The 19415-nt window shown below is 67.9% G+C and carries 19 protein-coding genes and 1 tRNA gene; 7 read left to right on the forward strand and 13 right to left on the reverse strand.

Features of this window, described 5'->3' with window-relative positions:
- Positions 1–39: 39 nt before the first annotated feature.
- Complete coding sequence (locus IRG63_RS05265) at positions 40–222, forward strand: hypothetical protein (RefSeq protein WP_210422792.1); 183 nt, start codon at positions 40–42, stop codon at positions 220–222.
- On the opposite strand, the gene IRG63_RS05270 is transcribed toward IRG63_RS05265, so the two are convergent.
- The 6 genes from IRG63_RS05270 to IRG63_RS05295 form a co-directional block, all read right to left on the reverse strand.
- Positions 219–1196 carry a pirin family protein gene (locus IRG63_RS05270; protein WP_193509408.1) on the reverse strand — a complete coding sequence of 326 codons (978 nt, stop codon included), beginning with the start codon at positions 1194–1196 and terminating at the stop codon, positions 219–221. The two genes, IRG63_RS05265 and IRG63_RS05270, sit on opposite strands and share 4 nt — an antisense overlap.
- 53 nt (positions 1197–1249) lie before the next feature.
- Entirely contained in the window at positions 1250–1942 is a 693-nt protein-coding gene (locus IRG63_RS05275) for a hypothetical protein (RefSeq protein WP_193509409.1), read from the reverse strand.
- A gap of 70 nt (positions 1943–2012) precedes the next feature.
- The gene (locus IRG63_RS05280) at positions 2013–2234 is read right to left on the reverse strand and encodes a helix-turn-helix transcriptional regulator (protein ID WP_193509410.1); all 222 of its coding nucleotides are present in this window, start codon (positions 2232–2234) and stop codon (positions 2013–2015) included.
- Positions 2234–2881: a hypothetical protein gene (locus IRG63_RS05285; RefSeq protein WP_193509411.1), complete on the reverse strand. Its 648-nt coding sequence runs from the start codon at positions 2879–2881 to the stop codon at positions 2234–2236. The genes IRG63_RS05280 and IRG63_RS05285 overlap by 1 nt, the downstream gene beginning before the upstream one ends.
- Entirely contained in the window at positions 2881–3480 is a 600-nt protein-coding gene (locus IRG63_RS05290; protein WP_193509412.1) for a hypothetical protein, read from the reverse strand. Before IRG63_RS05290 ends, IRG63_RS05285 begins: the two co-directional genes overlap by 1 nt.
- A gap of 37 nt (positions 3481–3517) precedes the next feature.
- Positions 3518–4294, reverse strand: coding sequence for a hypothetical protein (locus IRG63_RS05295; RefSeq protein ID WP_193509587.1), 777 nt, complete (start codon positions 4292–4294; stop codon positions 3518–3520).
- 210 nt (positions 4295–4504) lie between these two features.
- Between IRG63_RS05295 and IRG63_RS05300 the strand changes: the two genes are divergently transcribed.
- The 3 genes from IRG63_RS05300 (at position 4505) to IRG63_RS05310 (ending at position 8349) form a co-directional block, all read left to right on the forward strand.
- Positions 4505–7021 (forward strand): ATP-dependent Clp protease ATP-binding subunit, encoded by a 2517-nt coding sequence (locus tag IRG63_RS05300; protein ID WP_193509413.1) that lies wholly within the window; start codon positions 4505–4507, stop codon positions 7019–7021.
- Positions 7022–7169: 148 nt separating this feature from the next.
- Positions 7170–7670: an amino-acid N-acetyltransferase gene (locus IRG63_RS05305; RefSeq protein WP_168626156.1), complete on the forward strand. Its 501-nt coding sequence runs from the start codon at positions 7170–7172 to the stop codon at positions 7668–7670.
- A 70-nt stretch (positions 7671–7740) separates the two neighbouring features.
- Positions 7741–8349 (forward strand): hypothetical protein, encoded by a 609-nt coding sequence (locus tag IRG63_RS05310; RefSeq protein ID WP_193509414.1) that lies wholly within the window; start codon positions 7741–7743, stop codon positions 8347–8349.
- A 43-nt stretch (positions 8350–8392) separates the two neighbouring features.
- On the opposite strand, the gene radA is transcribed toward IRG63_RS05310, so the two are convergent.
- Together radA and IRG63_RS05320 are read right to left on the reverse strand one after the other, a co-directional pair.
- Complete coding sequence (gene radA / locus IRG63_RS05315; protein WP_193509416.1) at positions 8393–9730, reverse strand: DNA repair protein RadA; 1338 nt, start codon at positions 9728–9730, stop codon at positions 8393–8395.
- A gap of 10 nt (positions 9731–9740) precedes the next feature.
- Positions 9741–10541, reverse strand: a complete 801-nt coding sequence (locus IRG63_RS05320; protein WP_193509417.1) for an SGNH/GDSL hydrolase family protein — start codon at positions 10539–10541, stop codon at positions 9741–9743.
- Positions 10542–10646: 105 nt separating this feature from the next.
- Here IRG63_RS05320 and IRG63_RS05325 point away from each other — a divergent pair, with 105 nt between their 5' ends.
- From IRG63_RS05325 to IRG63_RS05335, 3 genes are all read left to right on the forward strand, one after another.
- Positions 10647–11852 carry an NAD(P)/FAD-dependent oxidoreductase gene (locus tag IRG63_RS05325; RefSeq protein WP_193509418.1) on the forward strand — a complete coding sequence of 402 codons (1206 nt, stop codon included), beginning with the start codon at positions 10647–10649 and terminating at the stop codon, positions 11850–11852.
- A 71-nt stretch (positions 11853–11923) separates the two neighbouring features.
- Positions 11924–12013 (forward strand) — tRNA-Ser (locus IRG63_RS05330).
- A 150-nt stretch (positions 12014–12163) separates the two neighbouring features.
- The gene (locus tag IRG63_RS05335) at positions 12164–12580 is read left to right on the forward strand and encodes a DUF6855 family protein (RefSeq protein WP_193509419.1); all 417 of its coding nucleotides are present in this window, start codon (positions 12164–12166) and stop codon (positions 12578–12580) included.
- 41 nt (positions 12581–12621) lie between these two features.
- Here the strand turns inward: IRG63_RS05335 and IRG63_RS05340 are convergent, their stop codons facing one another.
- From IRG63_RS05340 to IRG63_RS05360, 5 genes are all read right to left on the reverse strand, one after another.
- The gene (locus tag IRG63_RS05340; protein ID WP_193509420.1) at positions 12622–13389 is read right to left on the reverse strand and encodes a glycoside hydrolase family 16 protein; all 768 of its coding nucleotides are present in this window, start codon (positions 13387–13389) and stop codon (positions 12622–12624) included.
- A gap of 20 nt (positions 13390–13409) precedes the next feature.
- A complete protein-coding gene (locus IRG63_RS05345; protein ID WP_193509421.1) occupies positions 13410–13712 on the reverse strand; it encodes a zf-TFIIB domain-containing protein in 303 nt (100 codons plus the stop codon).
- 151 nt (positions 13713–13863) lie between these two features.
- Positions 13864–14055: a DUF1918 domain-containing protein gene (locus tag IRG63_RS05350; protein WP_193509422.1), complete on the reverse strand. Its 192-nt coding sequence runs from the start codon at positions 14053–14055 to the stop codon at positions 13864–13866.
- Positions 14056–14112: 57 nt separating this feature from the next.
- Positions 14113–14886, reverse strand: a complete 774-nt coding sequence (locus IRG63_RS05355) for an Fpg/Nei family DNA glycosylase (RefSeq protein ID WP_193509423.1) — start codon at positions 14884–14886, stop codon at positions 14113–14115.
- A gap of 2 nt (positions 14887–14888) precedes the next feature.
- The gene (locus IRG63_RS05360; RefSeq protein ID WP_193509424.1) at positions 14889–19403 is read right to left on the reverse strand and encodes an ATP-dependent helicase; all 4515 of its coding nucleotides are present in this window, start codon (positions 19401–19403) and stop codon (positions 14889–14891) included.
- Positions 19404–19415: the final 12 nt, after the last annotated feature.

The raw sequence follows: 19415 nt of genomic DNA on the forward strand, positions 1-19415 counted from the left end.
AAAGCAGCCCACCCAGCGAAGACGCGTATCCTTGTAGCCGTGATCGAAGACTTCTGGCTGAACGCGCTCTACTCCCTCGCGCCTACCGCGCTCGTCGGGTTGCTGTTCTGGTTCATCCTGCGCTCGATCATCCGCGCCGACCGCAACGAACGCGCCGTGTACGCCGACATCGAAGCCGAAGAGCGCGCCAAGCTCGACCAGAGGTCGCCGGAGCGCAACTAGCCTCTCGGCTTCAGCCGCACCGTCGGCAGGGTCGGCGCAGGCAGCGGGCCGCCCTCGTACCCGGCGACTTCGCCGAACCAGCCGTCCGGAATCCGCTCCTCGATCACCTCGATCTGCCAGCGGCGCCGATACTCGACCACCTCGTCGTGGCTGCGGCCGATGAAGTTCCACCACATGACGATCTGCTCCCCGAATGGCACGCCGCCGATGAGCACGATCCTGGCGCCGTCCGAACCGCTCCGGATGCTGATCGTCTCTGACCCCGCCGCGCGGTAGCCGATCTCCGAACGGGTAACGGTGACGCCGTCAACCTCCGCGCTGCCAGAGTCGACCAGCACACCGTGCTCGAACGTGGAGTCCACCGGCACCGTGATGCGGGTGTTCGGCGGGACGATGACTTCGGCCCCGACGAGTGGGGTGAAGGCCGTCGCCGGCGAAGTGACCCCGAGCAGCTTGCCCAGGAACACCCGGATGGTCGCACCCTGGAAGTCGAATGCCGCTGGCACGAAGCGTTCGAAGAACGGGGCGCCGTGCCGGGACCGGTCCGGCATGACCGTCCACAGTTGCACCCCGTGCAGCACGCTGGTTTCCGAGGTGGAGACCTCCGAGTGCTGCACGCCGCGTCCGGCGGTCATCAGATTCAGCTCGCCCGGGCGCACCATCGCGTGCGCGCCGGTGGAGTCGCGGTGCTCGATCTCACCGGTGAAGAGCCAGGTGACGGTCTGCAATCCGGTGTGAGGATGCGGCGGGACGGTCATCCCACCGGTGACGGCGACGTCGTCGGGCCCGTAGTGGTCGACGAAGCACCACGCGCCGATCAGCGACCGGCCGCGTTGGGGGAGCGAGCGGCGGACCGTCATCGCCCGGGGGCCGCCGAGCGGCACATCACGCCAGCCGAGCACCTGAACGGCGCTGCTCAACCCGGGTTCGTCCTCGATCGTCAGCTCATGCGGGTCGAGGTCGAGGTTGCTCATACGGCATGTTAACGCGGTCCGCCTGCGAGTCGCCGGGATGCGCCTACCCCGCTTTATGGTGCCGGTGTTGAGGGCTCGGGTGGGGTCGTCCCGGGTGGTGGCGTGCTCGGCGAGGGCGCAGCCGGTGTGGATGGTGCGGGCGGCTCGGTCGGTTCGGGCTCATCCGGGGCCGGTGGTGGCGGCGGAGCCTGAGTCGGCTCCGGGACGGGCTCGCCAGGCGGCTGGGTGGGCTCGATCGGCCCGAAGGTCACCGAGGGAACGCTGACGGATGGCGCGGGCGTCTCGGTCGGGGAGGTTGCCGGCTCTTCACCGCGCTGGAAGCCGACCGCGAACAGCGAGGCGATGCCAGCCACCAGCAGCAATGCAATGCCGCCGAGGATCCACGGGAGGACCGATCGACGCCCACCGGACGGCTCGGTTGGACCGCCCGGCCCGCCTCCCTCAGACGGAAGACCCGCCCCCATCGAAGCGCCGCCACCGGCCGCCGCACCCGCTACCGGAACGTGAGACGCGAAGACATCCTCGCCAGCAGGGGGCGCCGCACCCTCCTCCCGCACTGGCGGAAGCGGTTGTGTCGGTTCGTCGCTCAGGTCGCCTTGGTTGAGCGGAGCACCCGCGGCAGCATCCGGTTGCTGAGCAGCATCCGGGGCGGCATTTTCGATCGATTCCCCCGCGGGAAGACGGTCGGTGGGCGCATCGTTCGGGTCTGGGGCGCCAGGGTGCGGTGTATCGCCATTCGATTGCATGTGACCTCCGGCCCCCGAAGCTAGCGGTCGTGCCTTACCTCTCCCTGAGGGTTTCCCACAAACCTTCCGGTCAGTCGGCGAGGGTGAGCAGGTCGCCGACCTCGCAGTCGAGGGCGTCGCAGATCGCGCGGAGCGTGGAGAAGCGGATGGCGCGGGCCCGGTCGTTCTTCAGCACCGACAGGTTCACGATGCTGACGCCGACGAGCTCGCTCAGGCGCGTGAGGGTCATGCCGCGTTCCTCCAGCAGCTCGTCGAGCCGGCAGCGGATCCCCGTCAGCTCGACCTCGCCCATCAGACAAGTCCTTCCGTGTCGCGCTGCAGCCGTTCGCCGTAGCGGAACGCGATCGCAACCAGGGCTATCGCAAAGCCGACAGTGATCACGGTGGGATCTGCGACGAGGTCCCGCGAGAAGGCCAGCGACGACCTCTCGTGGAGCACCAACAGCCGAGCCCACCACTCGACGAACTGAGCCGCAATTCCGAGCGCGAGAATGGCCAACGCCGCGAACACGGCGTTTCGTGACGTGGCGCGTGTGAATGGCTTTCCCGCGAGCAGAGCACGACCCAACCCAAAAGCGCCCAGAGCGAGGACAACCAGTGTCAAGACGCCGAGCACATCTGCAGCCATCTTGACCACCATGGTTCCTGCAGAAAGGTCCGGAACAGTCACCATTGTGGCCGTCCACTGGCCGATTATGGCGTCGTTCCTCTCCCCGCTCTCGCTGAAGGAGACGAATCCGCCAACGCCCCCCTCCTCGATCGGCGCCGGATGCATCGTCATGTAGACCGTGTGGCTGGTGAGCTGCTTGACGATCTCGAGCGTGCCGATTGTGGCTGTCCATAAGGCGAAGAACAGGGCGCCGGCTGCCAGCAGGAGAACGAGCACTCGGGGCGCGAGAGGAAGGCGCTCGACTTCCGGCGCTTCCCGCGTCCCCGCCATCAGACGAGTCCCTCGGTGTCGCGCTGCAGCCGCTCGCCGAACTCGAAGACGACCACAACGAGCGCGAGGACAAGACCGATGATCGCGGCGGTGAAGTCGAATTCTGCGACCATCGGGAAGCCTGGCGCATCAAGCGCAGCCGCGACTTCCATATTGGCGAAGCCGAGAAGTCCGGCGCTTCCGAGCCCGCCGACAACGAGTGCCAGCGAGACACCCATCAGCACGCGGCGCAGGCTCGGCACAAACGGACGGCCACGCAGCAGCGCGACACTCAGGGCGATCAGCCCGGCGACGATGGCCAGCTGCGTGATGGTGTCGAGCACCATGCTCGAGGTGAGCAGCGTCCGGATGACCGGGCTCGCCCCGCTGATCTCGATGTCGGCGGACCGGAAGGCCCCCTCGAGTAGTTGCAGCGACGCATCCGGCCCCTGCGTGACCGCGATGGGCGCATCAACCGGCTGTGGGAGGCGGATGCTCTCCGCCGCCAGCATGTTGATAGTGCCCAGTACCGCGATCACCAAAACGGCGATTCCGTACAGTCCTGCGACGACGGCCGTGCCAACGAGCGCGATCGCGTTGGCAACCCCCAGTTGCTTCATTCCCCCACCTAACGATTATCGATAACAACGATAATCGTTAAGGTAGCAGATCTCCGATCCAGCCGCGACGGGTTTCCTCGGGCTCCGGTTCCGGCGTTGGCGTCGCGGTCGGCTCCTCGGTGGGAGTTGGCGTCGGCGTGGGTGTAGGCGCTGGCGAGGTGGGCGCCGGTGCCGGCTGCTTGGGAGCCGGCGCGGGAGCCGGCCCAGGGTCTGGGGCGGGGGCTGGCGCCGGCGCGGGAGCCTCCGTGGTCGGCTGATCCCGCTCGGGAGTCGGCTCGACATTCGCCTCGACGTCGGACTCCGCCTCGGTCTCCTCTGGCGCCTGGGTCGGTTCCTCGGTTGGGGTGCGCGAAGTCGACGGGCGGTCGCGATCGGCAGTGCGCTCAGCCTCTGCCTCCGCGGACATTGGCTGCGCCACCGACAGCACGATGAGGCCGCCGACCATCACGGTGAGCACGGCAGTCACACCGGCGCCCCACTGCATGAAGCGGGTGCGGCGCCGCTCGTCGCCTGACGAATCGGACGCGCTCTGGCGGTTCAGTGCCTCACGCACCTCGCGCCGGGTCGGGAACGGATTCTCCGGCTCGCCATCGGCGGCCCGTGCCGCGCGGCGGGAGCCGGGCACGGCGCCAGCCGCGCCGGCGGGCAGGATCGTTGTCAGCTCGGATGTCGCATCCGATGCCGACTTGGGACTCCCAAACCAGTCGAGGCTCCCGGATTGGAGGCTCGCTGAGTCGAGCGGGACCGTGATCGGGTTCGTCGGCGGGTTGTCGGTATTCGGGTCGAAGTTCGGGGTGAGGTGGTTCGGGTGCATGTCGGGAGGCACCCTAGTCGACGCACCTTGAGCCCACCTGAACCGGTCTGCAGCCTCCACGAGGGCGCTCGCCAAGGCATCCGGATGCGCCCGAAGCCGACCATAGGAAGCGCGTCACGCCCATGGCGAACAGAGGCAGTTTTGCCAGCATCGCGTCGTTAGTCTCTTTGTATCGGCGCCATACCTGCAGGCGCCCAGGGAGATTCAAGAATGTTCGAGAGATTCACCGACAGAGCACGTCGAGTCGTCGTCCTGGCCCAAGAAGAGGCCAAGATGCTCAACCACAATTACATCGGCACCGAGCACATTCTGCTCGGACTGATCCACGAGGGTGAGGGCGTCGCCGCCAAGGCGCTCGAGTCGCTGAGCATTTCGCTGGATGCCGTGCGCGAACAGGTGCAGGACATCATCGGCCAGGGTCAGCAGCAGCCGACCGGGCACATCCCCTTCACGCCGCGTGCGAAGAAGGTTCTGGAGCTGTCACTGCGCGAGGCGCTGCAGCTCGGCCACAACTACATCGGCACCGAGCACATTCTGCTCGGACTCATCCGGGAAGGTGAGGGTGTCGCCGCCCAGGTTCTTGTGAAGCTCGGCGCCGACCTCAACCGGGTTCGCCAGCAGGTGATCCAGCTCCTTTCCGGCTACCAGGGCAAGGAGCAGGTACAAGTGGGCGCCAACGAGGGCCAGCCCGGACCGCAGGCTGGAAGTCAGATCCTCGACCAGTTCGGCCGCAACCTCACGCAGGCCGCGCGCGACGGAAAACTCGACCCGGTGATCGGGCGCGAGAAGGAGATGGAGCGGGTCATGCAGATCCTCTCCCGCCGTTCCAAGAACAACCCGGTGCTGATCGGTGAGCCGGGCGTCGGCAAGACAGCCGTCGTCGAGGGTCTCGCCCAGGCGATCGTGCGCGGCGACGTGCCCGAGACGCTAAAGGACAAGCAGCTGTACACGCTTGACCTCGGCAGCCTCATCGCCGGCAGCCGCTACCGCGGTGACTTCGAGGAGCGCCTCAAGAAGGTGACCAAGGAGATCCGCACGCGCGGCGACATCATCACCTTCATCGACGAGATTCACACCCTGGTCGGCGCAGGTGCGGCCGAGGGTGCGATCGACGCTGCGAGCATCCTGAAGCCGCTGCTCGCCCGTGGTGAGCTCCAGACCATCGGCGCGACCACGCTCGACGAATACCGCAAGCACTTCGAGAAGGATGCAGCGCTCGAGCGTCGCTTCCAGCCGGTGCAGGTGCAGGAGCCGTCGCTGCCGCACACAATCAACATCCTCAAGGGGCTGCGCGACAAGTACGAGTCGTTCCACAAGGTGTCGATCACGGATGGCGCGCTCGTGTCGGCGGCGAACCTCGCCGACCGCTACGTGCAAGACCGCTTCCTGCCCGACAAGGCGATCGACCTGATCGACGAGGCCGGCGCGCGCTTGCGTCTGTCGATCCTGTCCGCGCCGCCGGAGCTGCGCGAGTTCGATGACCGCATCGCCGAGGTGCGCGGCCGCAAGGAAGGCGCCATCGAGGCGCAGGACTTCGAGAAGGCCGCGTCGCTTCGTGACGAGGAGAAGAACCTCCTCGGCGAGCGTCTGCGCCTGGAGAAGCAGTGGAAGAGCGGCGAAGCCGGCCACACCGGCATCGTCGACGAAGGCGTCATCGCCGAGGTTCTCGCTGCCGCGACCGGCATCCCGGTGTTCAAGCTCACCGAGGAAGAGACCGCCCGCCTCATGTTCATGGAGGACTCGCTGCACCAGCGCGTCATCGGCCAGGAAGAGGCCGTCGCTGTACTGGCCAAGACCATCCGCCGCACCCGCGCCGGACTCAAGGACCCGAAGCGGCCATCCGGTTCGTTCATCTTCGCCGGCCCGACGGGTGTCGGAAAGACCGAGCTGGCCAAGGCGCTCGCCGAGTTCCTGTTCGACGACGAGGGTGCGCTGATCTCGCTCGACATGAGTGAGTACGGCGAGAAGCACACCGTGTCGCGGCTGTTCGGTGCCCCTCCAGGGTTCGTCGGCTTCGAAGAGGGCGGCCAGCTCACCGAGAAGGTGCGCCGCAAGCCGTTCTCCGTGGTGCTGTTCGATGAGATCGAGAAGGCGCACCCGGACATCTTCAACTCGCTGCTCCAGATTCTGGAAGAGGGCCGGTTGACGGATGGCCAGGGCCGCGTTGTCGACTTCAAGAACACCGTGATCATCATGACCACGAACCTCGGCACCAAGGACATCACCGGTGGCCCGGTGGGCTTCCAGGTCGAGGGCGACACCGCGACGTCGTACGACCGGATGCGCGCGAAGGTCGTCGAGGAGCTGAAGAAGCACTTCAAGCCTGAGTTCCTGAACCGCGTCGACGAGACGATCGTGTTCCCGCAGCTCACGAAGGAAGAGCTCGTGAAGATCGTGGACCTGTTCACGAAGCGCCTCGCCGAGCGGATGCTCGACCGCGACCTCACGGTGGATGTCACCGTGTCCGCCAAGGAGCACCTCATCGAGATCGGCTTCGACCCGGCACTCGGTGCACGACCGCTGCGTCGTGCAATGCAGCGCGAAGTCGAGGACCGGCTCAGCGAGCGCATCCTGAAGGGCGAGCTGAACGCGGGCGACCACGTGCACATCGACTTCGTCGACGGCGAGTTCGTGTTTACGACCAGCCCTCAGCCGGGCCGCGAGCCCGCACTGACAGCGACGCCCGCGAACGAGGCGCTGCCGCCGGCATCCGACGCATCCGCCTGATCGGCTAGACAACACCCAGTTGCCCACTTCCGCCCCAAATCTCGAGGATTTCGGGGCCGAAGTGGGCAACTCGGTTAACGCGCCCGGGAAGCGCTCGGGCCAGAGGGGCGCGCCGTCACACAGGCGAGCAGCGGCATATGATCGAGCGATGAGTTTTTCGGTCAGGCCCGCGCGCACCAGTGATGTGCGCGACATCCGGCAACTCGTCGAGCCGCTGGTGCAGCGACGGATTCTGCTCGGCAAAGACCCCGTGGTGTTCTTCGAAAGCATTCAGGAGTTCGTGGTCGCCGAAGCCGAAAACGGCGAGATCATCGGATGCGGCGCGCTGCACGTGATGTGGGAGGACCTCGGTGAGGTGCGCACCTTGGCGGTCGCCCAGCCCTGGCTGCGGCACGGGGTTGGGCACGCCATCCTTGACCGGCTCGAGGCCGATGCTCGCGAACTGGGACTCAGCCGGCTGTTCTGCCTGACGTTCGAGGTGGACTTCTTCACCCGGCACGGCTTCGAGCCGATGGGCGAGGAGGAGATCGACCGCGAGGTGTACTTCGAGCTGTTGCGCTCGCAGGATGAGGGTGTCGCCGAGTTCCTCGACCTCGCTCGGGTGAAGCCGAATACGCTCGGAAACACCCGCATGATCAAGCGGTTCTAGGCGAAGCGAGTTCGCGGCCACGCCGGGGCGTCGCTCCGTGCGAGCGGCGTGTCGCGTCTACCCTTGGGGCATGTCGACGTTCCGCAATCCCGTCGGCCCCCAGCCGCCTTCGGTGTACTGGCGCCGCCGCATCGTGGTCGGGTTGGGCGTGCTTGCGGTCATCGTCATCATCGCCATGATCATCTTCAGCCCTCGCGGTCAGGCGGACGAGAACAAGTCGCCGACCGACGAGCCGAATACCACCGAGACAGCTGCTGCCCCCGAGCAGGAGGAGGGCGCGCCGTGCGAGCCCTCGGTGATCAAGGTCGTGCCGGTCACCGACAAGGAAACGTATGGCGCGGGTCAACTGCCCCAGGTCGGCTTCACGATCACTAACACCAGCTCGGTCGCGTGCATGATGCCCGTCGGTGCGGATGTGCAGGAGTTCGTGATCACGAGCGGCGCGGAGCAGTACTGGACGTCGAAGGACTGCCAGGCACCGGCCGATCCGGCCACCACGGTGCTCAAGCCGAACACCCCGCTGTCGAGCCAGCTGATTCCGTGGGACCGCACCCGCTCGTCGGCCGGAACCTGCGAGGGTGAGCGCCCCGGCGTTCCCGCGGGCGGCGCGAGCTACCACCTGAAGGTCACCGTCGGTGGCGTGACCAGCGAGGGCACCAAGCAGATCATCCTGAACTGACGCTCGCGCCGGGTGCCGAACCTGCCGGTGGTCGAGCTTGTGATCAGAACCGAGCGGGTTCGCCCTCGAACACGCGTGCAATCGCGGTCGTCAGCAACTCGGAGCTTGAGTCGATGACCGTGCTGAATCCAAGTCTGCGGATCTCCGCGGTGCGTTGCTTGGCGTTGGAGACGGCACGGATCTCGCCAGCCAGGCTGATCTCCCCGACCGCAGCCAAGGTCGACGGCAGCGGCTCGTCCCGAGCGGCGCTGCACAGCGCGAGCGCAATGGCGAGGTCGGCGCCCGGCTCGGTGACCCGGATGCCGCCGACCGTCGAGACGTAGACATCCTTCTCGGCTACTCGCTCACCCACTCGCTGGCCGAGCACCGCGAGCAGCATGGCCACGCGTGACGAGTCGACACCGTTGACGACGCGGCGCGGCTGCGGCGCCGTCGTGGGCACGATGAGCGCCTGGATCTCCACCGGGAGCGGGCGCCGCCCCTCCATCGCGACAGTCACGCAGGTGCCGCTCACCGGCTGCCGGGTGTGGCTGAGGAACAGCCCGCTGGGGTCGGCGACCTCAGCGATACCGTCGCCGGTCATCTCGAAGCAGCCGACCTCATCCGTAGGGCCGAACCGGTTCTTGTGCGCCCGGATGAAGCGCAACGACGTGTGCCTGTCGCCCTCGAACTGGCACACCACGTCGACCAAGTGTTCGAGCAGGCGCGGGCCGGCGATCGAGCCGTCTTTGGTGACGTGGCCGACCAGTAGCACCGGCAGGTTGCGTTCCTTGGATACGCGGATGAGCGTCGCGGCGACTTCCCGCACCTGCGACGGCCCGCCCGCGAGCCCTTCGCTCAGCGAGCTCGACACCGTCTGCACCGAGTCGACGATGAGCAGTTGCGGCTTGACCTGGTCGATCTGGCCGAGCACCGTCGCGAGGTCGGTTTCTGCGGCGAGGTACAGGTTGTCGCGCAGCGCCCCGGTGCGGCCGGCGCGCAGCCGCACCTGACTGGCCGACTCCTCGGCGGTGACATAGAGCACGCGCTGACCGGATGCTGCCGCTCGCGAGGCGACGGCCAGGAGCAGCGTCGACTTGCCCACCCCTGGCTCGCCGCTGAGCAACACGGTTGCCCCGGGCACGATGCCGCCGCCGAGCACCCGGTCGAACTCGGCAATGCCGGTGGGCCAGTGCGCAACCTCGGCGGCATCGACCGCGGTGATCGGCTTGGCCACCCGATCGTCGCCGATGCGCACCGCGTTCACCGTGCGCAGGATGCCGGTGGCTGCACCGGTCTCCACGACCGTGCCCCACGATTGGCACTCGCCGCAACGGCCCACCCACTTGACGGTCGTCCAACCACATTCGGAACAGCGGTAGTCGGTGGTGGGGCGAGCCATGGCAAGAAGCCTAGGCGGTGGCACCGTCACTGACTGCCTCGGCGACCGGTGTCGCCTCGCCCGTTGTGGATTGCCGATGCTTTGGCCCGAGGAGTGAGGAGAGGCGCTTGTCGACCAACGGCAGGAAAGCATCCGCCCACACTCTGTGCCCGCGGTCGTTTGGGTGGAAGTAGTCCGGCGACGCGTGGTAGAACGCGGTGCGGGCGACGCCCTGCCTGCGGGTGCTCTCGTAGACGGGCGCGACCCTGAATCCGAGTTCGTCCGCCAGTTCATGCACGATGTCGTTGGCCATGCGGGCGTTCTTGTTCGGCTGGCCGAAGAAGAAGCAGGGCACCTCTCCGATGATCGCGTGCTTGGGCACAGAGTCCAGCACAGTGCGCAGCTCCCGCTCGAACCGCTTGGGGTCGAAGTCGGCCATGTCGTTGGCGCCGACCGCGACGGTCATGATGTCTGGCGTCAGCTTGACGATCTGCGGCAACTGCACCGCGAGGGCTTCGCGCAGGCGCGCTCCGGAGACGCTCAGGTTGACCGCGCGCACCGACTTCCCGGACTCGTTGCGGATGTGTTTCGCGATCGCCCCCACGTAGCCGCGGTGCGGCTTGCTCGCGCCGACGCCCTGCGCCGCCGAGTCGCCGATGGCGACGTACAGCAGGTCGCCCTCCTGCTTGCCGCGCTCGCGCCACCACTTCGCATTCAGATGCAGCGTGGTCGCGATGCGGTGTGCGCCCCTGCTCTTCCGGGTGCGGATATAGGTCCACCATGCGGCCAAGCCGATCCCAAGCGCGAGGGTCGCGACGAGTGCTCGTTTCACGAGTCAGAATCCTAGGAACGGTGCTTCCGGATGCGCTGTGTGCTGCCCGGTCGCTGCGTGCAAACGTGCAGGGTGTTTCGACCCGGGCGGACTTAGGCTGTCGCCATGTTCACGGATGTGAACGTTCTCGTCATCGGGGCAGGGCAGGCCGGACTTGCGGCCAGCCATGAACTGACGGATGCGTCGATTGAACATGTGCTTCTGGAGCGCGACCGGGTCGGCTCAGCCTGGGCGCACCGCTGGGACTCGTTCTGTCTGGTGACCCCTAATCACACGACTCTGCTGCCCGGCGGCGCGTACCAGGGAGACGAACCGGACGGTTTCTTCAGCCGCGAGCAGATCGTCGCGTTCTTGGGCGACTATGCTGCCTCGTTTGGGGCCCCTGTCGAGGAAGGTGTGGAGGTCGAATCTCTGACCGCATCCGACGGCGGCTTCACTGCGACCACCAGCAGTGGAGTGCTGCGCGCTCGACGCGTCGTGGTCTGCACCGGTGCGTACCAGCGTGAGTTGCTGCCCCCGTTCACCTCGGAGTTGCAGCGGACTTTGCCGGTCGTCGGATCGACCCGGTACCGGTCGCCGGAGGCTGTGCCGGGAAACCGGGTGCTCGTCGTCGGCGGAGGACAGACCGCCTGCCAGATCGCTGACGAGTTGCAACGGGCGGGACGCGAGGTGACGCTTGCTGCGGGCAGGGCTCCTGCGATGCCGCGGCGGATCGGGGAGCGGGACATCTTCGACTGGCTCTGGGATGCGGGGTTCTTCGAGCAGACGCTTGCGGACATGCCGGGTCCGATGGTGCGCTTCGCGGCGAACCCGACCGTCACGGGAGCGCACGGCGGACGCGACCTCAGCCTGCGCACCCTGCAGGCGGACGGAGTGCAACTCATGGGACGTCTACAGGGTGTCGAGGACGGTCAGCTGGTTGTCGCCGATGACCTCTCGGAAACCGTGGCTGGAGCAGACGACATGTTCCGGCAGATCAGCGGGCTTGCGACGCGTGTGGCCGAGGAACGGGGATGGTCGGCGCCAGACCTGCCGACCTTGTCGTCCGAGCCGCTGACCGCGGCTCCGGCACCGAGCTTGAGTGAGCTGGATGCTGTGATCGTCGCGTGTGGGTTCCGTCCGGACTACGGCTGGATCGACGTGTCGCACCTGGTGGACGTCATGGGTTTCCCGATGCACCGGGACGGGGTGAGTGTGCGAGTGGACGGCCTGTACTTCCTCGGGATGCCGTGGATGAGAACACGCAAGTCGCCGCTGCTGATGGGTGTCGGAGTGGACGCAGAGCACCTGGTCCGCCAGCTCGCGGCCTAGTAGAGGCATCCGCCCGGCTGGTCAGAACCACGTGTTTCAGCGCCGCGAGAGCGTGTACTAAACTCTTCCCCGGTACCGTGTCCGAGCGGCCGAAGGTGCAACTCTCGAAAAGTTGTGTGGGTTTACGCCCACCGTGGGTTCAAATCCCACCGGTACCGCCACTTGAGAGCCCCCTGCATCCCTTGTGCATGAGAGAAGCAGGGGGTTTTGTGACGCAGCACGCACATTCGTGCACAACACTTTCGGCCCCAACCAGCCCGAGTGACAAGTCGAGTGGTGCCATCCGGCCGTCCCCGCGGTAGAAATAAGCCATGGTGAACGGAACTGGCACGAAAGATGATCCCTGGCAACTGACCACGGCACCCGGCACATCGCAATACTCGATGTACCGCGACGAGCAGTCCGACCCGCCGGCGCTGGTCTGCCAGGTAGGCTCGACCACCCTGAAGTATCACCTCAGCGCGATCGACGATCTCGCTGCCTGGCTGCGCGAACAGAGCGACTGGGTGCCGCTGGGCGCCGCCGACGAGCAGAAGACCGCCGCAGCCGGCAGCGTCGAGGCGTGGGGACGCTCTGAGAACAACCCGGTCGGCGGCTGGTACGGCTTGCGCAAGGGCTACCGTGGCCGATTCGGGATGTACCTTCCGCCGCTGCTCGAAGCCCTCGGCCTCGTCGAACTCACCCACGACGCGCGCAACAACAGCGTGCGGGCGCTGCCGCAAGGCTGAGCTGTTCGCTTGCTCTTGGCACAAACCGTTGCCGGCAGGCGCTACGGGAGGGGTCGGTACCCGCGCACCCAATCGACCGCGAACTCCTTCGGGTAGGCGCCACCGGGTTGGAACTCGTACACGTTGAGCATGAGCTGCATCGGGTAATCGGGTGACTGGTCGACGGATGCGACGTGCTCGTCGTCGATGAAGAAGATGACGCCGTCGGGCATCCACTCGAGCGAGTAGGTGTGGAAGTCGCGTAGGTCCTTTTCGATGCGAACCTTGCGGAAGTCATCCTTCAGCTCCGGGTCGGCGAACGGATGCACGCCCATCCCGACGATGCCGGCATTCCGGGTGAGCTCAGACCCGAAGATCTCGAACAGGCACAGTTCGCCGGAACGCTCCGGCCGGTCCTCGAAACCGATCATCCAGAGGGCGACCATGCAGTTCGGGTCGTCGATGGCACTCACGCGCGCCTCGATGAGCCCGAAGTGCGGCGTGTACCGGCGTTGCTCTGGCTGCTCCTCACGCACCGTGAGTCCAGGCCTGAACTGGTGTTGCCCGATGGGAGAGCCGACCGGCCCGGAGAACACGCCGGTCTGCAGATTCGACACCCGGAGGTTCCCGTCGAGGTCGGGCGCCCACGGCGGCTGGTCTTCCTCGATCGCGAGATTCAGAACGCCATCCGCGATCCGATAGCTCGCCCTGGATGCCTCGCGGCCGCTCCAGTGTGGCAGGTAGTGCGGGATCCACTTCGTGCGGTCGAGCTCTAGGTGGTCGAAGCCATCCTCGAACTCGAGGACGTACCGGCTGCGGTCAAGGCCCACGGCCCAAGCGTAGGGCAGAGTCAGTCGAAGAGGTCTTCCAGCCAGTTGCGCTTGCGCCGGCGACCCTGGTCCGGGCCACCGAAACCGGGCACGCCCGGGCGTCCGTATCCGCCGCGGTAGTCGTCGGCATCGTCGCGGAAGGGGTCACGATCGCCGCCCCGTGGGTCGCCTGCCGCAGGCGGTGCCATCGTCACCGAGCGTTCGATGATCTTGTCGAGTTCACCACGATCGAGCCACACGCCACGGCAGGTGGGGCAGTAGTCGATCTCGATGCCGGAGCGCTCCGACATGACGAGGGGAGTGGTGTCGATGGGGCAGTTCACGGGTCTCCTTCGGTTCTGGTGCTGACGCGCCACAGCACGATAGCAATCACACGATCCCGAAAAGCTGGATGCCCTCCCATTCACGCGAGGGGTCGCAAACCGGCGTTCCGCGTCAGGATGAAGGGCGGCTTCTGACCCCTTAGGGCGAGCCTTAGACCTGCTCGCTGTGCTCCACGATGAAGTCGCCTCCGGGGAACACCACACTCTCATGACCGTCATCGAACCTCACCACGTACGGTCCGGCGCCGTCCTCACCACGCACTTCCGCAATGGTGCCGTGTCGATCCGGCGCCTCGACGGTCCTGCCGCGGATGACGACCCTGTTCCCCACTTCCGCTCGCATCGCACACCTCCTGAGTCCACGGTAGGCATTCCCGACGCGCGCGCAATCGGCTCGAACTCAGGTCTGGTCGTGGGGGCACCAGTAGGCGACGCGCAGCTGCAGCTCGTCGTCGCCGAGTTCGCCGCTCCGGATACTCGTGCCGCAGCGTAGGCACGGCTGACCCCCTCGGCCGTACACCCACAGCGGCTGGCGGAAGTTCCCGGTCGTCACCCGATTCGGCCGGTCCTTGTTGGCCACCAGCATCCGGTGCGCCGTGTCGACCAGCCTCGGCAGGTTGTGCACTTCGCCGACCGCCCGCGTCGGCAGCACACCCCGCACGAAGCACAGTTCGACGCGGTACACGTTGCCGAGGCCGGCCATCACCCGCTGGTCCAGCACGGCAAGTCCGATCGGTCGCTCAGGAGAGGCGCGCAGACGGCGGAGCGCCTCGTCGGAATCCCAGTCCGGGCTGAGCAGGTCGGGGCCGAGGTAGCCGACCACCCGCTCCTCGTCGCGCGTCGGCAGCACCTCCAGCACGCCGAGGTCGAACCCCACCGCGACCCAATCGGCCGTCTCGAGCACCGCACGGGCCTGATAGGCCGGCCTCTTCCAGGAGGTGCCGTGCCGGTAGACGTGCCACGACCCCTCCATCTTCAGGTGGGAGTGGATGCTGAACTCGCCGACCCTCATCAGCAGGTGCTTGCCGCGGCTGACGACGTCGTGCACGCGCTCGCCGCTGAGGTCGACGGTCGCGAACGTCGGAACCCGGATGTCGCAGCGCGTCAGCACCGCGTCGGCTAGCACCTCGTTCAGCGTGCGCGCCTCCTGGTAGACGGTGTCACCCTCCGGCATGGCTAGCCGATCAGCCTGAGCCCCTGCGGCGTCACCCCGAACCCCGCATCGGCAAGCGCGTGGCCAAGGGGGGTGCCGATCACGAACTCGCCGTCGACCTTGTCCACCCGCAGTCGCCGCAGTGAGCGGTGCACCGTGGCGGCGAGCGAGCTGGCGGCGGCGGCGAGCGCTTCCTCGTCGTCGTCGAAGGTGAGCACCGACTTGCCGCCGCGCTCGACATAGACGGTGAGTCGCCCGTCGACGAGCACGACCAGGGCGCCAGCCTTCCGGCCCGGCCGGTGTCCACGCTCCCCGGCCGGCCACTTCAGCGCGGCACCGTACGGATTCGCCGGGTCGGTGGCGGCGAGCGTCACCGCGTTGTAGGGCCGCGCGGCATCCGGATCGGCCGAGAAGGAGCGCAGCCGATCCACGATCGCGCCGGTCGCGAACTGGGCGGCACCGAGTCCCTCGACGAAGTAGCCGCGGCGCACCCGGCCGGTGTCCTCGAGCGAGCTCAGCACCTTGTACATCGTCGCGAACCCGCCGCGGACGCCCTCATTGGCGACGGCGCCGCGGGTGACGACCCCGTGCCGCTCCAGCAGCTGCTCCGCGGCGGCGTGGGCGCGCACCGTGACATCCGGTTCCGGCAGCGGAAGCAGCGACCAGCGTCCGGCGACCGTCGGCGGACCCGCTTGCTTCGGTGGTGCCAGGTGCCGGATGCCGCGCCGACTGACCGTGCGCGCTCGGGTCGGCCCGCCCAGGTAGGCGCGCACCGGGGTGAGCGTGTCGTTGGTGACCAGGCCCGCCCAGGCCAGCTCCCACAGCGCCTCGACCAGCTCCTTGTCGTCCATGCTGCTCACCGCGGTCGACAGTTGGCGGAAGAAGAACCCGCCCCCGCCGGCGAGCGTGTCGAGCAGTGCGCCCTGCAGCTCGGTGGTCTCGAGGCCCTCCGGCTCCGGCAGGGTCAACGCCAGGGTGTCGGCGAGGTGCAGCGCCATCCAGCCGTCGCTGCCGGGGAGGGTGCCGCGTCCGGACCAGATGACCTCACCGGATGCGGTGAGCTCGTCAAGCATGGCGGGCGAGTAGTCCCTCACCCGGCTGGGCAGAATCAGGCTCTCCCACGCTGACGCAGGCAGGGCGACGCCGGCGAGCTGCTCGATCACCTGCACGACGCCGTCGATGCCGCGCACCTGGTCGGTGACGTGCTGCCAGGCCGGAACGAAGCGGGCGAGGGTGTCCGGGGTGACCGGTTCGACTTCGTGTCGCAGCGCGGCCAGCGAGCGGGCGCGCAGGCGACGCAGCACGTCGGTATCGCACCACTCCGCGCCGGTGCTGTCGGGCCGGAACTCGCCCTCGGCCACCCTCCGCTGTGACTCCAGCCGGCGTAGCACCTCGGTGGCGACGGCGATGCCGATGCCGAAGCGCTGCGCGACATCGACCGCGGTGAACGGACCGTGGGTGCGCGCGTGCCTGGCGACCAGGTCGCCGAGCGGGTCGGGGACCGGGTCGAGGAAGGCCACCGGAACGCCGAGCGGCACCGGGATGCCGAGGCCGTCACGCAGCCGCGCGGTGTCCTCGACGATGTGCCAGCGCTCGCCGCCCGCGATCGTCGCGGCGAGCACCCGACGGTCGGCTTGAAGCTCTTCAAGCAGCCCGCGAACCAGCCCTTGTGGGTCGGTTGCCACCCCGCCACCGGTTCGGCGCGCGTACTCCTCCACATCGAAGCGGTCGCCGACCTCATCCACCGACAGTGGGCCGAGCATCCGGAGCAGGTCGACGATGCCCTCGGCGTCGCGCGCCCGCCGGTCCGGTGCGAGCCGTTGCAGTTCGAACTCGGTCTGGGCGATGACCTCGGCGTCGAGCAGCTCGCGCAGCTCGGCGCGGCCGAGCAGTTCTGTGAGGAGTTGCGGGTCGAGGCTGAGGGCTGCCGCTCGGCGCTCCGCGAGTGGCGAGTCGCCCTCGTACATGAACGCCGCGACGTAGCCGAACAGCAGCGACCGCGCGAACGGGCTCGCCTGCTCGGTCTCGGTCTCGACAATCCGGATGCGACGGGCTGCGAGGTCGGCGAGCACGCCGGTGAGACCGGGCAGGTCGTAGACATCCTGCAGCACCTCACGCACCGTTTCGAGCACGATCGGGAAGCTCGGGTAGCGGCTGGCCACGGACAACAGCTGGCTGGACCGCTGCCGCTGCTGCCAGAGCGGGGACCGGCGGGACGGATTGTAGTTGGGGAGGAGCAGGGCGCGGGCCGCGTTCTCCCGGAACCGGGACGCGAACAGCGCGGAACCACCCACCTCCTCGGTCACCAGGTCGCCGATCTCCTCAGGCTCGAAGAAGAACAGGTCGGCGCCGGGCGGGTCGGCATCCGTATCCGGGATTCGCAGGATCACGCCGTCGTCGCTGGCGACGGCGGCACCGTCGATGCCGAACCGTTCACGCAGCCGCGCACCCACTGCGAGTGCCCACGGGGAATGCACCGGCAGCCCGAGCGGCGAGTGCAGCACCACCCGCCAGTCGCCCAGTTCGTCCCTGAATCGTTCGACGACGAAGGTCTTGTCGGTGGGAACGTGCCCGGTGGCTTCCTTCTGCTCGGCGACAAAGGCGACCAGGTTGGCGACCGCGTAGTCGTCCAGCCCGGCCGCGGTCGCCTGGGCGCGGGCGTCGGCCTCGGACGCGGTCGACAGTTCGTGCGTGAAGGCACCGATCGCGCGGCCCAGCTCCGCCGGGCGGCCCAGGCTGTCACCCTTCCAGAACGGGACCCGCCCCGGCCGGCCGTAGGCGGGGGACACAAGCACGCGATCGTGCGTGATCTGCTCGATCTGCCAGCTGGTGGCTCCGAGCGAGAACACGTCGCCGACGCGGGATTCGTAGACCATCTCCTCGTCCAGCTCACCGACCCGGCCGCCGCCGCCGACCATGAAGACGCCGAACATGCCGCGGTCGGGGATGGTGCCGCCGGAGATCACCGCGAGCCGCTGCGCGCCGGGTCGGCCCTTGATCGTGCCGTCGACCCGGTTCCAGATGATGCGCGGGCGCAGTTCGGCGAACTCGTCGGACGGGTACAGGCCGCTCAGCAAGTCGAGGGTCGCCTCGAACAGGCTGCGCGGGAGGGTCGCGAACGGTGCGCTGCGGCGGACGGTGTCGAACCAGTCGTCGACACTCAGCTCCTCCAGCGCAACGGCCGCGACGGTCTGCTGGGCGAGGATGTCGAGCGGGTTCTGCGGCACGACCAGTTCCTCGATGAGGCCCGCCGACATCCGCCCGCTCGTCACTGCGGAATGCAGCAGGTCGGCGCGGTGCTTCGGGTACAGCACACCCTTGGAGATCTCGCCGACCTGGTGCCCGGCGCGACCGACACGCTGCAGCCCGCTGGCGACGGATGGCGGCGCCTCCACCTGGATGACCAGGTCGACCGCGCCCATGTCGATGCCCAACTCGAGCGAACTGGTGGCGACGACGCAGCGCAGCCGGCCGGACTTCAGGTCGTCTTCGATGAGGGAGCGCTGATCCTTGGAGACCGAACCGTGGTGGGCGCGCGCCAGGATCGGCTCGATCCCGGCGGTGCGCCCGCTCTGCGCGATCAGGTCGGCTGGGACCTCCTCTGGCGGGAACTCGATGCCCAGCCGCTCGGCGTAGAGCTCGTTGAGGCGCGCGGTGAGCCGCTCGGCGAGGCGGCGGGAGTTGGAGAACACGATCGTCGACCGGTGCTCCAGGATCTGGTCGACGATGCGCTCCTCGACGTGCGGCCAGATCGAGCCCTGCGCGCGAGCGCCGGACGTCGCGCCCTCGGTCACGGCGGTCGTGCCCAGTTCGGTCATGTCCTCGATCGGCACGACGACACGCAGGTCGAACCGCTTCGCCGACTCGGGGGCGACGACCTGCACCGGCGCGCTGCCAGCCAAGAACCGTGCGACCTCCTCCGGCGGGCGCACGGTCGCCGACAGCCCGATCCGCTGGGCGGGCTTCTCGAGCAGCAGGTCGAGTCGTTCGAGCGACACCGCGAGGTGCGAGCCCCGCTTCGTCGCCGCTACCGCGTGCACCTCGTCGACGATGACCGTCTCCACGTTGCGCAGGGTCTCGCGCGCTTGCGATGTGAGCATCAGGTACAGCGACTCGGGCGTGGTGATCAGGATGTCGGGCGGATTCCGCAGCATCCGGGCTCGCTCGCCGGCTGGCGTGTCGCCCGAGCGGACCGCCACCGAGACATCCGGGGGCACGGCGCCCAATAGTTTGGCGGCCTGGGTGATGCCGACGAGCGGCGCCCGCAGGTTGCGTTCGACGTCGACCGCCAGCGCCTTGAGCGGCGAGACGTAGAGGACGCGGGTCGTGCGCGGCTCGATCGGGTCGTGCGCAAGCCGGTCGATCGACCACAGGAACGCCGCCAGCGTCTTGCCGGAGCCGGTCGGGGCGATGACGAGCGCGTTGGAGCCCTGCGAGATGGCGTCCCACGCGCCGCTTTGAGCCGGCGTCGGCTCGGGGAACGCCTGGCCGAACCACGCCTGCGTCGCCGGGGAGAAACGCTCGAGCGGGTTCATCATTCGCCCATTCTG

It is taken from the genome of Cryobacterium sp. BB736 (assembly GCF_014980265.1).
Classification (GTDB): domain Bacteria; phylum Actinomycetota; class Actinomycetes; order Actinomycetales; family Microbacteriaceae; genus Terrimesophilobacter.

Coding starts and splice junctions, on each gene's coding strand:
- IRG63_RS05325 (WP_193509418.1), top strand. CDS start 10,647: ATGTTCACGGATGTGAACGTTCTCGTCATCGGGGCAGGGCAGGCCGGA.
- IRG63_RS05310 (WP_193509414.1), top strand. CDS start 7,741: ATGTCGACGTTCCGCAATCCCGTCGGCCCCCAGCCGCCTTCGGTGTAC.
- IRG63_RS05290 (WP_193509412.1), bottom strand. CDS start 3,480: ATGAAGCAACTGGGGGTTGCCAACGCGATCGCGCTCGTTGGCACGGCC.
- IRG63_RS05335 (WP_193509419.1), top strand. CDS start 12,164: ATGGTGAACGGAACTGGCACGAAAGATGATCCCTGGCAACTGACCACG.
- IRG63_RS05285 (WP_193509411.1), bottom strand. CDS start 2,881: ATGGCGGGGACGCGGGAAGCGCCGGAAGTCGAGCGCCTTCCTCTCGCG.
- IRG63_RS05355 (WP_193509423.1), bottom strand. CDS start 14,886: ATGCCGGAGGGTGACACCGTCTACCAGGAGGCGCGCACGCTGAACGAG.
- IRG63_RS05280 (WP_193509410.1), bottom strand. CDS start 2,234: ATGGGCGAGGTCGAGCTGACGGGGATCCGCTGCCGGCTCGACGAGCTG.
- IRG63_RS05270 (WP_193509408.1), bottom strand. CDS start 1,196: ATGAGCAACCTCGACCTCGACCCGCATGAGCTGACGATCGAGGACGAA.
- IRG63_RS05360 (WP_193509424.1), bottom strand. CDS start 19,403: ATGATGAACCCGCTCGAGCGTTTCTCCCCGGCGACGCAGGCGTGGTTC.
- IRG63_RS05295 (WP_193509587.1), bottom strand. CDS start 4,294: ATGCACCCGAACCACCTCACCCCGAACTTCGACCCGAATACCGACAAC.
- IRG63_RS05300 (WP_193509413.1), top strand. CDS start 4,505: ATGTTCGAGAGATTCACCGACAGAGCACGTCGAGTCGTCGTCCTGGCC.
- IRG63_RS05305 (WP_168626156.1), top strand. CDS start 7,170: ATGAGTTTTTCGGTCAGGCCCGCGCGCACCAGTGATGTGCGCGACATC.
- IRG63_RS05275 (WP_193509409.1), bottom strand. CDS start 1,942: ATGCAATCGAATGGCGATACACCGCACCCTGGCGCCCCAGACCCGAAC.
- radA (WP_193509416.1), bottom strand. CDS start 9,730: ATGGCTCGCCCCACCACCGACTACCGCTGTTCCGAATGTGGTTGGACG.
- IRG63_RS05350 (WP_193509422.1), bottom strand. CDS start 14,055: ATGCGAGCGGAAGTGGGGAACAGGGTCGTCATCCGCGGCAGGACCGTC.